The organism is Cupriavidus sp. HPC(L) (assembly GCF_000307735.3).
In the GTDB taxonomy this organism is placed as follows: domain Bacteria; phylum Pseudomonadota; class Gammaproteobacteria; order Burkholderiales; family Burkholderiaceae; genus Cupriavidus.
In genome coordinates this window covers 1-15,049 of the sequence record NZ_AMPR02000002.1, presented here as the reverse complement: position 1 = coordinate 15,049, position 15,049 = coordinate 1, and the positions used below count along the sequence as shown (strand labels likewise).

Annotated in this window: 9 protein-coding genes and 1 pseudogene; 1 reads left to right on the top strand and 9 read right to left on the bottom strand. The window is 68.9% G+C overall.

Annotated elements, in window-relative coordinates; genetic code table 11:
• Positions 1-15: 15 nt before the first annotated feature.
• On the bottom strand, positions 16-1,176 hold the full coding sequence (locus B551_RS00660; RefSeq protein WP_043436570.1) for a tripartite tricarboxylate transporter substrate binding protein: 1,161 nt from the start codon (positions 1,174-1,176) through the stop codon (positions 16-18).
• A 206-nt stretch (positions 1,177-1,382) separates the two neighbouring features.
• Between B551_RS00660 and B551_RS00655 the strand changes: the two genes are divergently transcribed.
• Entirely contained in the window at positions 1,383-1,913 is a 531-nt protein-coding gene (locus tag B551_RS00655) for a GNAT family N-acetyltransferase (protein ID WP_023263293.1), read from the top strand.
• A 214-nt stretch (positions 1,914-2,127) separates the two neighbouring features.
• Here the strand turns inward: B551_RS00655 and B551_RS00650 are convergent, their stop codons facing one another.
• The 8 genes and pseudogenes from B551_RS00650 to B551_RS25045 form a co-directional block, all read right to left on the bottom strand.
• A complete protein-coding gene (locus B551_RS00650; protein WP_006578487.1) occupies positions 2,128-3,591 on the bottom strand; it encodes a glutamate synthase subunit beta in 1,464 nt (487 codons plus the stop codon).
• A gap of 138 nt (positions 3,592-3,729) precedes the next feature.
• Entirely contained in the window at positions 3,730-8,535 is a 4,806-nt protein-coding gene (locus B551_RS00645) for a glutamate synthase-related protein (protein WP_006578486.1), read from the bottom strand.
• A gap of 303 nt (positions 8,536-8,838) precedes the next feature.
• Positions 8,839-9,555, bottom strand: coding sequence for a transposase (locus B551_RS00640; RefSeq protein WP_006578485.1), 717 nt, complete (start codon positions 9,553-9,555; stop codon positions 8,839-8,841).
• A gap of 78 nt (positions 9,556-9,633) precedes the next feature.
• Complete coding sequence (locus B551_RS00635; protein ID WP_006578484.1) at positions 9,634-10,770, bottom strand: deoxyguanosinetriphosphate triphosphohydrolase; 1,137 nt, start codon at positions 10,768-10,770, stop codon at positions 9,634-9,636.
• Positions 10,771-10,830: 60 nt separating this feature from the next.
• Positions 10,831-11,937, bottom strand: a complete 1,107-nt coding sequence (gene aroB, locus B551_RS00630; protein ID WP_006578483.1) for a 3-dehydroquinate synthase — start codon at positions 11,935-11,937, stop codon at positions 10,831-10,833.
• Complete coding sequence (gene aroK / locus B551_RS00625; RefSeq protein ID WP_023263292.1) at positions 11,924-12,559, bottom strand: shikimate kinase AroK; 636 nt, start codon at positions 12,557-12,559, stop codon at positions 11,924-11,926. The genes aroB and aroK overlap by 14 nt, the downstream gene beginning before the upstream one ends.
• 187 nt (positions 12,560-12,746) lie before the next feature.
• Positions 12,747-14,105: pseudogene (locus tag B551_RS00620) on the bottom strand (type IV pilus secretin PilQ); the annotation flags it as partial.
• A 155-nt stretch (positions 14,106-14,260) separates the two neighbouring features.
• Positions 14,261-15,049: pilus assembly protein PilP (locus tag B551_RS25045; protein WP_157071885.1), on the bottom strand; the 789-nt coding region annotated here is incomplete at its 5' end.

Sequence of the window (15,049 nt, the reverse complement as noted above, 5' to 3'; positions counted from 1 at the left end):
GACGCCTCTCCCGACTCAAGGTTCGACCGGCCGGCCGGCCTGGCGCAGGATCACCTGCCACTGGATCGATTCCGAGCGGATCGAGGTGGCGAAGGCCTCGGGCGAGTCGCGCAGCGGCGTCAGCCCGACCGATTCCAGCCGGCGCGCGACGTCGCCCTCGCGCACGACCTCGTCCAGCACCGTGGCCAGCCTGGCGACGATGGCTCGCGGCGTCTTGGCCGGCGCCAGCACGCCTAGCCACGGACCCGCGCCGTAGCCGTCGAGTCCACTCTCGTGAAGAGTCGGCACACCCGGCGCCAGCGGCGAACGGGCCGATCCGGCCACGCCGAGCAGCCGCAGCGTGCCCTCCCGCACATGCTGCTGGACCGGCGCGAAATTGCAGAAGCAGGCGCTGATCCGGCCCGCCAGCATCTCCTGCACCAGTGCCGCCTCGCCCTTGGCGGTGACCAGCGGCACGCCGTTGGGGATGCCGCGCACCGCGTATTCGGCATACAGGTGCGCCGGCGTGCCGGCCTGGGCGGTGCCCACGCTGTAGGCGCCGGGATTGGCGCGCACCGCGGCGATCCATTGCTGGGGCGTGCGGATCGGCAGCCGGGCGTCGATCACCAGGAACAGCGGCATCGCCGCCACGCGCGCCACCGGCGTGAAATCGCGCACCACGTCGTAAGGCAGCGGCTCGACGCCGGACTGGATCAGCATCGTGGACTGGTGCAGCAGCAGCGTATGGCCGTCGGAACTGGCCTTGGCCACCACGTCGCCGGCGGTGGTGCCGTTGGCGCTGGGGCGATTGTCGACCTCGACCGGCACGCCCAACTTGGCGGTCAGCTTCTCGGCCAGCGTGCGCGCGATGGCGTCCGGCACGCCGCCGGCCGGAAACGGCACGACCAGCCGCAGCGGACGGGCGGGGAACGACATCGAGGCGGAGCGCCCGGTGGCGCCCGATGGCGCGGCGGAAGGCGCGGTTGGCTGCGCGCTGGACTGGGCGGCCGGCGGGGCGGCCAGCGCGTCGCTGACCGGGCCGAGGAGAGCCGACAGAAGACACATCACGACCACCGCGCGCCCGGGACCTGCGGCGGCGTGCGGTCGCGCGCCAGGTGCGCCGGTCGCCGTCACGGCGGGGAAGCGCAACGTCGCCTTACCTCGCCAAAGCCGCGCAAGCATGCGTACTTCGGGCATCAAGATCCTCCGGGGCGCCGCGCTGGCGGGCGCCTGGATTGGCTGACAGGGGTGAGCGAGGCAGCGTTGTTCTTGCTTGGGACGATTGTACGAAGCCGCTTCCGGCCAGCACAAACCGCGTTAACCATAGCCGGGTCAACCCGGAAGCACATTGTGCGGCGGCGTATCGCCCGGACGCCTCCCCGGGGCGCCCTATAATCCGCGCCATGTCCGATTTCCTGTTGCGGCCGATGGCGGCGGCCGATCTGCCCGAAGTGCTGGCGGTGCAGGCGCAGTGCTACCGCCCCGAACTGATCGAATCGGCCGACGCGCTGGCCAGCCGGCTGGCGCTGGCGCCGACGCTATGCTGGGTCGCCGCGCACGCCGATGCGCCGCAACGGCTTGCCGCCTATCTGCTGACCCATCCGTGGCCGCGCGAGACGCTGCCGCCGCTCGACGGCGTGCTGCGGCACGATGGGGCCGCAGACCAAACCCTGAGCTGGTTCATCCACGACATGGCGGTCGCGCCTGCGGGACAAGGGCAAGGGCTGGCGAAACGGCTCTATGCGAAGGCGCGGCAGCATGCGATGCAGGCGGGCCTGCGCTGCTCGCGGCTGATCGCGGTCCAGAGCGCGGCGCGCTGGTGGCAGCAGCTGGGCTACGCGCCGGTGGCGCTTGTGGGGGAAGCGGCGACCAGGCTGTCGCGCTATGGGAAGGGGGCGGTGGTGATGGGGAGGGAGATCGGCGGGTACGGTTGAATGGCGGTGGCGTGGCGTCCGCCCGCTGCCCTCTCCCCCGGCCCCTCTCCCCCGGCCCCTCTCCCGCAAGCGGGAGAGGGGAGCCACCCCTACAGCGGACGATACGTAGGCGAACCTGTGGCGCTCGTCCTCTCCTTGCTGGGTTCTGCCTCTCCCGCTTGCGGGAGAGGGTCGGGGAGAGGGCAACCGGGCCCTTCCCCCGCGCCAGCGCCAATCAGCGCGGCAGTTCCGAATGCCCCATCAGGAAGGCATCGACCGAGCGTGCGGCCTGGCGGCCTTCGCGGATCGCCCAGACCACCAGCGACTGGCCGCGGCGCACGTCGCCAGCGGCGAACACCTTCGGCACATTGGTGAAGTAGGCGCGCTCGCCTTCGGTCGACGCCCTGGCGTTCTTGCGCGCATCGGTGTCGACACCGAACGCTTCCAGCATCGAGCCCACCGGGTTGGTGAAGCCCATCGCCAGCAGCACCAGGTCGGCCTTCAGCACGAACTCGCTGTCGGGCACTTCCTGCATGCGGCCGTCCTTCCATTCGACGCGGCACGCCTTCAGCGCGGTAACCTTGCCGTTCTCGCCGATGAATTCCTTGGTCGCCACCGACCAGTCGCGCTCGCAGCCTTCCTCGTGCGACGACGAGGTGCGCAGCTTGATCGGCCAGTACGGCCACACCAGCGGCTTGTTCTCCTCTTCCGGCGGCTGCGGCAGCAGTTCGAACTGGGTCACCGAGACGGCGCCATGGCGGTTCGAGGTGCCGACGCAGTCCGAGCCGGTATCGCCGCCGCCGATCACCACCACGTGCTTGCCGTCGGCGCGGATCTCGTTGGGGCCGTCGCCGGCCACTTCCTTGTTCTGCGGAATCAGGAATTCCAGCGCGAAATGCACGCCCTGCAGCTCGCGCCCCGGCACCGGCAGATCGCGCGGCACTTCGGCGCCGCCGGCCAGCACGACCGCGTCGAACTGGTCCATCAGCTCCTGCGCCGAGATCGTTTCGCGCGCGTAGTTCTTGATGCCGGCCGGCAGCTTGCCGTCGGTCACCATCACGCCGGCGCGGAAGGTCACGCCCTCGGCCTGCATCTGCGTCATGCGGCGGTCGATCAGCGCCTTCTCCAGCTTGAAGTCGGGGATGCCGTAGCGCAGCAGGCCGCCGATGCGGTCGTTCTTCTCGAACACGGTGACGTCGTGGCCGGCGCGAGCGAGCTGCTGCGCGGCCGCCAGGCCCGCGGGGCCCGAGCCGACCACGGCCACCGTCTTGCCGGTCTTGTGCGCGGGCGGCTGCGGCTTGACCCAATCCTCTTCCCACGCCTTGTCGCCGATCGCGCGCTCGATCGACTTGATGCCGACCGGGTCTTCATTGATGCCGAGCGTGCAGGCGGCCTCGCACGGCGCCGGGCAGATGCGGCCGGTGAATTCGGGGAAGTTGTTGGTCTGGTGCAGCACGTCGATCGCCGACTTCCAGTCCTGGCGATACACCAGGTCGTTGAAGTCCGGGATGATGTTGTTGACCGGGCAGCCGTTGTTGCAGAACGGGATGCCGCAGTCCATGCAGCGCGCGCCCTGCACCTTGGCTTCGTTGTCGCTCAGCCGGAACACGAATTCCTTGTAATGCCGGACCCGCTTCGGTGCCGGTTCGTAACTCTCGCTCTGGCGCGGAAATTCGAGAAAGCCAGTCGCCTTGCCCATGTCGCTTCCTTGGGTTGTGCTCGGGGCGCAGCGCGACGCGCGCGCCCCGTTGTGAGGTCATAGTGGTGTGGTGGACCGCGCGGCGGCAGCGATTCGCCACCGTTGCCGCCCGCGCCGTCCCGGCTGCGGGGCCCGCCCTCAGGCGGCAATCGCCTCGCGGTCGCTGTCGCGCGCGGCCTGTTCCTTGGCGTACATCTCGCCCAGCGCCCGCTTGTACTCGGTCGGGAAGACCTTGACGAACTTGCGGCGCGCCGTGGTCCAGTCCGACAGCAGCGCCTTGGCGCGCTCCGAGCCGGTGAAGCGGAAGTGCTGCTCGATGAGGCCGCGCAGGATCACCTCGTCCAGCTGGCGCTTGCCGCCGAACTTGTGCCAGCTGGCCGCGCTCTGGCCCTTCTCCTGGTCGGCGGCGCCCAGCACCGCTTCGAGCGCGACCATCGAGGTGTTGCAGCGCTTGTCGAACAGGCCGTCCTCGTCGTAGACGTAGGCCACGCCGCCCGACATGCCGGCCGCGAAGTTGCGGCCGGTGGCGCCCAGCACCACCACGGTGCCGCCGGTCATGTACTCGCAACCATGGTCGCCGGTGCCCTCGACCACCGCGACGGCGCCCGAGTTGCGCACCGCGAAGCGCTCGCCCGCGACGCCGTTGAAGAAGGCCTCGCCCGCGATCGCGCCGTACAGCACGGTGTTGCCGACGATGATGTTGCGGGTCGGATCGCCGCGGAACTCGTGCGGCGTGCGCACGATCACGCGGCCGCCCGACAGGCCCTTGCCCACGTAGTCGTTGGCGTCGCCCACCAGGTCCAGCGTGATGCCGTGCGCGAGGAACGCGCCGAACGACTGGCCCGCGGTGCCCTGCAGCTGGATGTGGATGGTGTCGTCCGGCAGGCCCTCATGGCCGTACTGGCGCGCCACCGTGCCCGACAGCATCGCGCCGACGGTCCGGTTGACGTTCTTGATCGGCTGGATGAACGACACCCGTTCACCCTTGTCGATGGCCGCGCGCGACTTGGCGATCAGCACGTGGTCCAGCGCCTTGCCCGATTCCGGCGCCAGGCCGTGGTCCTGCGTATCGGTGTGGAAACGCGGCTGGTCGCCCGGGAACGGCGGCTGATAGAAGATGCGCGAGAAGTCCAGGCCGCGCGCCTTCCAGTGCTCGATGCCGGCACGGGTGTCGAGCAGGTCGGCGCGGCCGATCAGCTCGTCGAAGGTGCGGATGCCCAGCTGCGCCATGATCTCGCGCGCTTCCTCGGCGACGAAGAAGAAGAAATTGACGACGTGCTCGGGCTTGCCCTGGAATTTCGCGCGCAGCACCGGGTCCTGCGTGGCGACGCCGACCGGGCAGGTATTCAGATGGCACTTGCGCATCATGATGCAGCCCTCGGCGACCAGCGGCGCGGTGGCGAAGCCGAACTCGTCGGCGCCCAGCAGCGCGCCGATCACGACGTCGCGGCCGGTCTTCATCTGGCCGTCGGCCTGCACGCGGATGCGGTTGCGCAGGCCGTTGAGCATCAGCGTCTGCTGCGTCTCGGCCAGGCCCAGCTCCCACGGCGTGCCGGCGTGCTTGATCGACGACCACGGCGAAGCGCCGGTGCCGCCGTCATGGCCGGCGATCACCACGTGGTCGGCCTTGGCCTTGGCGACGCCCGCCGCGACCGTGCCCACGCCCACTTCGGACACCAGCTTGACCGAGATGTCGGCCTGCGGATTGACGTTCTTCAGGTCGTGGATCAGCTGCGCCAGATCCTCGATCGAATAGATGTCGTGGTGCGGCGGCGGCGAGATCAGGCCGACGCCCGGCACCGAATAACGCAGCTTGCCGATGTAGTCCGACACCTTGTGGCCGGGCAGCTGGCCGCCCTCGCCAGGCTTGGCGCCCTGCGCCATCTTGATCTGGATCTGGTCGGCCGACGCCAGGTATTCGGCGGTCACGCCGAACCGGCCCGAGGCGACCTGCTTGATCTTCGAGCGCAGCGAATCGCCGTCCTTGAGCTCGATGTCGCGCTCGACCACGTCGTCGCCCAGCAGGCTCTTGAGCGTGTCGCCGTTCTTGATCGGAATGCCGCGCAGCTCGTTGCGATAGCGCTTCTCGTCCTCGCCGCCCTCGCCGGTGTTCGACTTGCCGCCGATGCGGTTCATCGCGATCGCCAGCGTGGTGTGCGCCTCGGTCGAGATCGAGCCGAGCGACATCGCGCCGGTGGCAAAGCGCTTGACGATTTCCTTGGCCGGCTCGACTTCCTCCAGCGGGATCGCCTTGGCCGGATCGACCTTGAACTCGAACAGGCCGCGCAGCGTCATGTGGCGGCGGCTCTGGTCGTTGATCAGGTTCGCGTATTCCTTGTAGGTCTGGTACGCACCCTGCCCCTCGTTGGCGCGCACCGAGTGCTGCAGCTTGGCGATCGAGTCCGGGGTCCACATATGCTCTTCGCCGCGGATGCGGAACGCATATTCGCCACCGGCGTCCAGCATGTTCTCCAGCACCGGGCTGTCGCCGAAGGCGTCGCGGTGCAGGCGCAGCGCTTCCTCGGCGACCTCGAAGATGCCGATGCCCTCGACGTTCGACGCGGTACCGTGGAAGTACTTCTGCACCAGCTCGCGCGACAGGCCGATGGCCTCGAAGATCTGCGCGCCGGTGTAGGACATGTAGGTCGAGATGCCCATCTTGGACATCACCTTCTGCAGGCCCTTGCCGATCGCCTTGATGAAGTTCTTGATCGCCTTGTCGGCCGACAGGTCGCCCGACAGGCCGCCGGCCATCTCGGCCAGCGTTTCCATCGCCAGGTACGGGTGCACCGCCTCGGCGCCGTAGCCGGCCAGCAGCGCGAAGTGATGGACCTCCCGCGCCGAGCCGGTCTCGACCACCAGGCCGGTGGACGTGCGCAGGCCCTTTTCCACCAGGTGATGGTGGATCGCCGAGGTGGCCAGCAGCGCCGGGATCGCGACGTGCGACGGATCGACGCGGCGGTCCGACACGATCAGGATGTTGTAGCCCGACTTCACCGCATCGACGGCCTCGGCGCACAGCGACGCCAGGCGCGCCTCGATGCCTTCCTTGCCCCACTGGGCCGGATAGCAGATGTCGAGCTCGTACGAACGGAACTTGCCGCCGGTGTAGTGCTCGATGTTGCGGATCTTGGCGATGTCCTTGAAGTCCAGCACCGGCTGGGACACTTCGAGGCGCATCGGCGGGTTGATGTTGTTCAGCTCGAGCAGGTTCGGCTTCGGTCCGATGAAGGACACCAGCGACATCACCATGTTCTCGCGGATCGGATCGATCGGCGGGTTGGTGACCTGCGCGAACAGCTGCTTGAAGTAGTGGTACAGCGTCTTGTTCTTGGACGACAGCACCGCCAGCGGCGAGTCGTTGCCCATCGAGCCGGTCGCCTCTTCGCCGGACAGCGCCATCGGCGCCATCAGGAACTTGACGTCCTCCTGCGTGAAGCCGAACGCCTGCTGGCGGTCCAGCAGCTTGGCCGCGGGCTTGGCCTCGGAGGCGACATCCTCGGGCTTCGCGTCGATCTCGTCGAGCTTGATGCGCACGGCATCGATCCAGCTCTTGTAAGGCTTGGCGTTGGCCAGGTTGTCCTTCAGTTCCTTGTCGTCGATGATGCGGCCCTGCTCCATATCGATCAGGAACATCTTGCCCGGCTGCAGGCGCCACTTCTGCACCACGCGCGACTCGGGGAACGGCAGCACGCCGGCCTCGGAGGCCAGCACCACGACGTCGTCCTCGGTCACGTAGAAGCGCGCCGGACGCAGGCCGTTGCGGTCCAGCGTCGCGCCGATCTGGCGGCCGTCGGTGAAGCAGATCGCGGCGGGGCCGTCCCACGGCTCCATCATCGCGGCGTGGTACTCGTAGAACGCGCGACGGTTGTCGTCCATCAGCGTGTGCTGCTCCCACGCTTCCGGAATCATCATCATCATCGCGTGGACCAGCGGGTAGCCGGCCATCGTCAGCAGCTCGAGGCAGTTGTCGAACGACGCGGTATCGGACTGGCCCGGATAGATCAGCGGCCACAGCTTGGGCAGGTCCTCGCCCAGCACCGGCGACGAGATCGCGCCGGTGCGCGCGTTGATCCAGTTGACGTTGCCCTTGACCGTGTTGATTTCGCCGTTGTGGGCGACCATCCGGTACGGGTGCGCCAGTTCCCAGGCCGGGAAGGTGTTGGTCGAGAAGCGTTGGTGGACCAGCGCCAGCGCCGACACGGCGCGCGCATCCTGCAGGTCGCGGTAGTACTGGCCGACCTGGTTGGCCAGCAGCAGGCCCTTGTAGACCACGGTGCGCGCCGACATCGACGGCACGAAGTATTCCTTGCCGTGCTTGAGCTTGAGCGCCTGGATCGCGTGGCTCGCGGTCTTGCGGATCACGTACAGCTTCCGCTCGAGCGCGTCCGTCGTCATGATGTCGCGGCCGCGGCCGATGAAGATCTGGCGGATCACCGGCTCGGTCTTGCGCACCGTCGGCGACATCGGCATCGCCGCGTCGACCGGCACGTCGCGCCAGCCCAGCACGACCTGGCCCTCGAGGCGAACGGTGCGCTCGAGCTCCTGTTCGCAGGCCAGCCGCGAGGCGTGCTCCTTCGGCAGGAAGATCATGCCCACGCCGTACTCGCCGGCCGGCGGCAGCGTCACGCCCTGCCTGGCCATTTCCTCGCGATAGAACTGGTCGGGAATCTGGATCAGGATGCCCGCGCCGTCGCCCATCAGGTGGTCCGCGCCCACCGCGCCGCGGTGATCCAGGTTCTCCAGGATCTTCAGGCCCTGCAGGATGATCTCGTGGCTCTTCTTGCCCTTGATATGGGCGACCATGCCGACGCCGCAGGCGTCATGCTCGTTGGCGGGGTCGTACATGCCTTGCGCCTGCGGGCGCTCGGCGCTGGCGTGGGTCTGCAGCGCCTGTTGGGCCTGCTGGGCCTGCTCGGCCGGCGGGAATTGCGATTGGTCCACGGGCTTCGATTCCGGTGAGGGCAGCGCGCCTCGTGTGGCATCGGCCGGAACGGCGTTCGCGTGCAGTCCGGGCGGACGTGGTGGGCAGCGAAGGAGACCGCAGCGGCGTACACAGGACGTGACGCGCCGCACAATGAATGTGGGTGGAGCAAATATAAAAGAATCGTCTGAGGCCCGCAAAAAAATAAAATGGGGTCAGATCATATTAACCGATGCCCTGTTTTGGTGAGGGTCATTTATTGGGGACACATTAATATTGCACCATTTCTGGGCGGCGTCCGGTGGCCATGAAGTGACAATTTGTCAGGACGTCGCCGCAGTATCGGGTTCGGCCGGTGCGCGCTTCGGCCGGCCCTTCGGCAGCGGCTGCACGCGCCGGTCCGCGTGGCGCTCCAGGCCGCGCAGGAAGGCCTCGTTGCCGAGCGGCCAGCCGCTGTGCGCGTGCTTGCGCAGCACGGCCAGCGCCGAGGACGACAACCCTTCCGCCGCCAGCGACTGGTAGCGCGACTGGCGCTCGAACGGGGTATTGCCTAGCGCCCAGTAGGCGGAGTGATCGCTTACAAAGGGACTCGCCTCGAGGCCGACGTGATGGCGGTGGCTGCTCCAGCGGTCCTCCTCCGGCGTGTTCGCCTCGCCGGCGCGAACGGCGTTGCCTTCGACATAGAGCATCGCCGGCAGCAGCCAGGCGTCGGGCTCCAGCACCGCGGAGCGGAAGCGCCCTTCCCACAGCGTGCCGGTGCGGCTGGCGACGCGATTGAAGTAACGGGCGTAGCGGCGGCCCACCGCCTGCATCGTCAGGCTCAGCGCGTCGTCGCGCCGGGGCGTCGCTACCAGATGGATATGGTTGGGCCGCAGCCCGTAGGCGTGCACCGCCAGATCGTGCTCGCGCGCGGCCATGCGCAGGCAGTCGAGGTAAAAGCGGTAATCGTCTGGGGTAAGGAAGACCGGCTGGCGGTTGTTGCCACGTTGCAACACCAGTGCCGGCAGGCCGGTCGGAGAGAAGCGGGGAAGTCGAGCCATGGCGCCATCGTGTCAATGCGATGGCGCCATGATAGCTCATCTGTCCCTATTTTTTGAGGGCGGCCCCCCGGCCGGCCATCAGTTCTGCTCGCCGACGGCGAACATGCGCCGATGCTCCCGGATCGCGTAGCGGTCGGTCATGCCGGCGATGTAGTGGGCGATCAGCCGCGGCTGATCGCCGCCGTGGGCCGCCTGGTATTGCGGCGGCAGCAGGCGCGGGTCGCCCATGAAGGCTTCGAACAGGTCGCCGATGATGCGCTGGGCCTTGGCCGACATCCGCATCACCAGATAGTGGCGGTACAGATGGCGGAACAGGAAGCGCTTGAGCGCCTGCGCCTCCTCCCTGACCGTCGGGCTGAAGGCGACCAGCGGCCCGGCGGCGCGCACCGCGTCGATATCGGCCGGGCGCGCGGCGGCGATATTGCGGCGAGTCGTCTCGATCAGGTCGACGATCAGCGTGTTGATCATCCGGCGGACCGTCTCGTTGATCAGCCGGCGGCCGTTGATGCCCGGATAGGCCGCGATGACCTCGGCGCGGTGACGGCCCCACATCGGCACCTCGTCCATCTGCTCGAGCGTCAGCAGCCCCGAGCGCAGCCCGTCGTCGATGTCGTGGTTGTTGTAGGCGATCTCGTCGGCCAGGTTGGCCAGCTGCGCCTCCAGCGACGGCTGCGTGCCCTCGAGGAAGCGCCGCCCCAGCTCGCCCAGCGCGGCGGCGTTGACGCGCGAGCAATGCTTCAGGATGCCCTCGCGCGTCTCGAACGTCAGGTTCAGGCCGTTGAAGCCGCCGTAGCGCTCCTCCAGCTCGTCCACCACCAGCAGGCTCTGCAGGTTGTGCTCGAAGCCGCCGTGGTTCTTCATGCAGGCGTTCAGCGCATCCTGGCCCGCGTGGCCGAACGGCGTATGGCCGAGGTCGTGCGCCAGCGAGATCGCCTCGACCAGGTCCTCGTTCAGCCGCAGGTTGCGGGCGATCGAGCGGGCAATCTGCGCTACCTCGAGGCTGTGCGTCAGCCGCGTGCGAAACAGGTCGCCCTCGTGATTGACGAAGACCTGCGTCTTGTATTCGAGCCGGCGGAACGCGGTGCTGTGGATCACGCGGTCGCGGTCGCGCTGGAACTCGCTGCGCGAGGACGACGCCGGTTCGACATGGACACGCCCGCGCGACTGCGCCGAGTGCGCGGCATAGGGAGCGAGATGGCTTTCGAGATCGGTCATGCGGCAATCCGGTTGGGCGATGCGGGCATCGTCTGAGGGTTGCGAGGCATGGCCGACCGCTTACGCGACCGGTGCCTCGACGGGACGTTTCAATACGGCGTGCTGCAGCGTGGCGCGCAGGTCGGCATCGGGCACGCTGGTGATCAAGGCCTCGCCGAGCTTCTTCAGCAGGATGAACTTGATCTGGCCGGCCTCGGCCTTCTTGTCGACCTTCATCAGTTCGATGTAGCGGTCCACGCCGAGATCGGGCGCGACGACCGGCAGCATCGCGGCGGCCACCAGCCGCTCGATGCGCGAGCGCGTCTCGATGTCGATGAAGCCCAGCCGCAGCGACAGGCCCGCGGCCATCACCATGCCGCAGCCGACCGCTTCGCCGTGCAGCCACTCGCCGTAGCCCATGCCGGCCTCGATTGCATGGCCGAAGGTATGGCCGAAATTGAGCGTGGCGCGGATGCCGCCCTCGCGCTCGTCGGCGGCCACCACCGCGGCCTTGATCTCGCAGGAGCGCTGCACGGCCAGCGCCATCATGTCGGCGTCGCAGGCGTTGAGCGCGCCGATATGCTGCTCGATCCAGCTGAAGTAGTCGGCGTCGGCGATCGCGCCATGCTTGATGACCTCGGCCAGGCCCGCGGCCAGTTCGCGCGGGGGCAGCGTCTTCAGCGTGCCGATATCGGCGATCACCGCCTGCGGCTGGTGGAAGGCGCCGATCATGTTCTTGCCGAGCGGATGGTTGATGCCGGTCTTGCCCCCCACCGACGAATCGACCTGGGCCAGCAGCGTGGTCGGCATCTGCACGAACGGTACACCGCGCATGTAGCAGGCCGCGGCAAACCCGGTCATGTCGCCCACCACGCCGCCGCCGAGCGCGATCAGCGTGGTCTTGCGGTCGGCGCCGGCGGCGAGCAGCGCATCGAAGATCAGGTTCAGCGTCTGCCAGTGCTTGAACGACTCGCCGTCGGGCAGCGTCACCGTGCGCACGATCTTGCCGAGACCGGCCAGCGTGGCTTCGACGCGCGCCGCGTACAGCGGACCGACGGTCTCGTTGGTGACAATGACGGCGTGGCGGCCACGGATATGGGGGGCCAGCAGATCGGCGCGGTCCAGCAGGTCCGCGCCGATATGGATGGGATAGCTGCGCTCTCCCAGGTCGACTTCAAGCGTGATCATCGGTCTTGGTATCTTGGGCCGGCTCGATGCCGGCATCGCTGCGGGCATCGTCGGGAACATCGTTGCGGGGATCGTTGCCGCCGGCCGCCGCGGCGATCCAGCCGGACATCTCGAGTTGCATCAGCACCATATTAGCAAGCTGGGCTACCGAGGGCTTGCCGGTCTCGATGACGAAATCGGCGACCTCGCGATAGAGCGGATCGCGCTCGGCATACAGCGCCTCCAGGCGCGCCTTCGGGTCCTGCGTCTGCAGCAGCGGCCGGTTGCGGTCGTGCCGCGTGCGCAGCCACAGGTCGTGCGGGCTGGCGCGCAGGTAGACCACGGTGCCGCGCGCCTTCAGCCGGCTGCGGTTCTCGGGCCGCAGCACCGCGCCGCCGCCGGTCGCCAGCACGATGCCCTGGCGCTGCGTCAGCTCGTCGATCATCTGCGCCTCGCGGTCGCGAAAGCCGCTCTCCCCTTCGTGATCGAAGATCACCGGGATGCGAACGCCGCAGCGCGCCTCGATCTCATGGTCGGAATCGAAGAAGGAATAGCCGATGCGGCGGGCCACGGTGCGGCCGACAGTGGTCTTGCCGGCGCCCATCAGGCCGACGAAAAAAAGGTTCGGACGGGAAGCGGTCACGGATTCGCGGCGAGCCGATCGGCGCTCTGCAGGCGGCTCGCGGGTTGGAAACGGCATCATCTTCTTATGTCGGGCCCGGCGGGGCAAGACCCGTGCAGCCGCGCGGCCCGCTCCAGCGGCGAATCGCCGGCGAATATCGCCAGCTCCTGCCGCAGGCCAGCGCCGACGCTGCATTGCGGGCCTCAGTCTACTGCATCGCGCCGGGCGGGTCGCGTGAATGGCCGCGGCCCGGCGCGCCGGCATCATGCAGGATGCGCGGCGTCAGGAAGACCAGCAGCTCGGTGCGGTCGCGCCAGACCGCGCGGCTGCCGAACAACCGGCCGAGCACCGGGATATCGCCGAGCAGCGGCACCTTGGCGGCGTCGCCGCGCTCGGCGCGCGTATAGATGCCGCCGATCACCGCCGTGCCGCCGTTCTCGAGCAGCACCTGGGTCTGCACGTGCCTGGTATCGATCGCGAAGCCCTGCGTCGTCTGCACGCCGACGCTGTCCTTGCTGACGTCGACGTCGAGCAGCACCTGGCCCTCGGGCGTGATCTGCGGCGTCACCTCCAGCTTCAGATTGGCCTTGCGGAACTGCACCGAGGTCGCGCCGCTGGAGGTGGCCGCCTGGTACGGCAACTCGGTGCCCTGCTCGATCAGTGCCTTGATGTTGTTGGTGGTGACCACGCGCGGGCTCGACACGATCTTGCCCTTGCCGTCGGCCTCCAGCGCCGACAGCTCCAGCGCGACGAAACGGCTGGCCGCGCTGTTGAACAGGCTGACCGCCAGGTGGCCCGGATCGGCGCCATGCAGCGCGCCGGCCGGCAGGCTGAGCAACGGGCCCGGCTGCCCCGCCGCGCCGGGCATCACGTCGGACAGGGTATCGGCGACGCGGCCGCGCCCGTATTGCGCGGCAAAGCTCAGCTTGACGCCCAGGTTGCGGCTGAACTTGTCGTCGGCCTCGACGATGCGGGCCTCGATGATGACCTGGCGCACCGGCACGTCGATGCGGGCCAGGAAGGCGGCGATCTGCTGCAGCCGTTCGGGCAGGTCCGCGACGAACAGCTGGTTGGTGCGCGCGTCGGCGGTCAGGCTGCCGCGGCGGGACAGCAGCCGCAGCGGGGAGGCGCCCGCCGATGCGCCGTGCCCTTGCGAACCGCCGTATGGCCCCGCGCTCGCCGCCGGCGCCGTGGATCCGCTGCCGAGCAGCAGCCGGCGGACATCGTCCGCACGCTGATAGTTCAGCTGGAACACCTGGCTGCCGACCGGCTCCAGGTCGGCCAGTTGCTGCCGGGCCTCCAGCTCCTGCCTGTCCCGCGCCGCGAGCTCGGCGCGCGGCGCGACCCACAGCACATTGCCGTCGCGCCGCGACGCCAGTCCCTTGGCATCGAGCACGATGCGCAGCGCCTGCTCCCACGGCACGTCCTTGAGCCGCAGCGTCAGATTGCCCTGCACGCTGTCGCTGGCGACCACGTTCAGATCGGTGAAGTCGGCGAAGACCTGCAGCAGCGCGCGGACATCGACGCGCTGGAAATTCAGGGACAGGCGCTCGCGGGTGGGCGCGGGCGAAGGCGAAGGCGAAGGCGAAGCGGAAGGCGCGGCGTCGGCCGCCGGCGCCTCGACCGTGGGCACGGCCAGCGCGCGCAGCGGAATCGCCCATGGCATGGCCAACGCCAGCGCGACCGCCATCCGCGGCGTCAGCCCCCTCCGCAGGCGCGCGTTCACGCCGGCGCATCGAGCGCGAGGCGGGACGTCGTTTCGATCCATCGATCCTCTCCGTTCCAGACGCGCTCGCGCAGCACGATCTCGTCCCGTTCAATGCGCACCACGACGCCATCGTGGCGCCCCACACGCTGTCCGACCTGCAGCGCCGCGACCAGGCCGTCCGCGCCGACGCCATCGACCCGCACCAGGCCGTAGGCGCGGCCCGCGCCGTGCAGGCTGCCGACCATCCGCAACTGCTCCAGCGCATACGCCTCGAGCGGCTCGCGCGCCCGCGCCTGACGCCGATCGGCGAGCCAATCGTCCGGCGGCGCGAATTGGGGCGCAAGCAGCCGCGCGTAGGTAAAGGGGTCCCCCGCCGCCAGGTCAGTGTCGCCGGCATGGTTCGCGTCGAGCAGAGGCAAGAGAGGTGGCGAGTCCGGCGGCGTGGGAGTCCATGCCACCGGCGGCACGGCCTGGGCCGCGGCTTTCCCGCGCGGTGTGCGCGCCGCCCGCTGCTGCGCCTCGCGTTCGGCCGCATCGAGCGCGCGGTAGGCCAGCGCGACCGCCTCCATCGTCAGCCCGCCGCCCTGGCTGCCGCCCTTGCCGGCTGCCAGCTGCATCGACTGCAGCGTCACCAGCCTCGGCAGGGCCGCGATATCGGCCAGCCAGGCCGTGATTTCGCGATAGCCGCCGTGGACGCGCAGCTTCAGCGGAATCCGGGCGAAGTCCTCGCCCGCCGCCACGGGCTGCGGCTGGAACAGCGCGATCCGCAGACCCCGGGCGGTGGCGAGCGTGCTCAACGTGAC

Coding starts and splice junctions, on each gene's coding strand:
- B551_RS00650 (WP_006578487.1), bottom strand. CDS start 3,591: ATGGGCAAGGCGACTGGCTTTCTCGAATTTCCGCGCCAGAGCGAGAGT.
- B551_RS00655 (WP_023263293.1), top strand. CDS start 1,383: ATGTCCGATTTCCTGTTGCGGCCGATGGCGGCGGCCGATCTGCCCGAA.
- B551_RS00660 (WP_043436570.1), bottom strand. CDS start 1,176: ATGCCCGAAGTACGCATGCTTGCGCGGCTTTGGCGAGGTAAGGCGACG.
- B551_RS00640 (WP_006578485.1), bottom strand. CDS start 9,555: ATGGCTCGACTTCCCCGCTTCTCTCCGACCGGCCTGCCGGCACTGGTG.
- aroB (WP_006578483.1), bottom strand. CDS start 11,937: ATGATCACGCTTGAAGTCGACCTGGGAGAGCGCAGCTATCCCATCCAT.
- B551_RS00635 (WP_006578484.1), bottom strand. CDS start 10,770: ATGACCGATCTCGAAAGCCATCTCGCTCCCTATGCCGCGCACTCGGCG.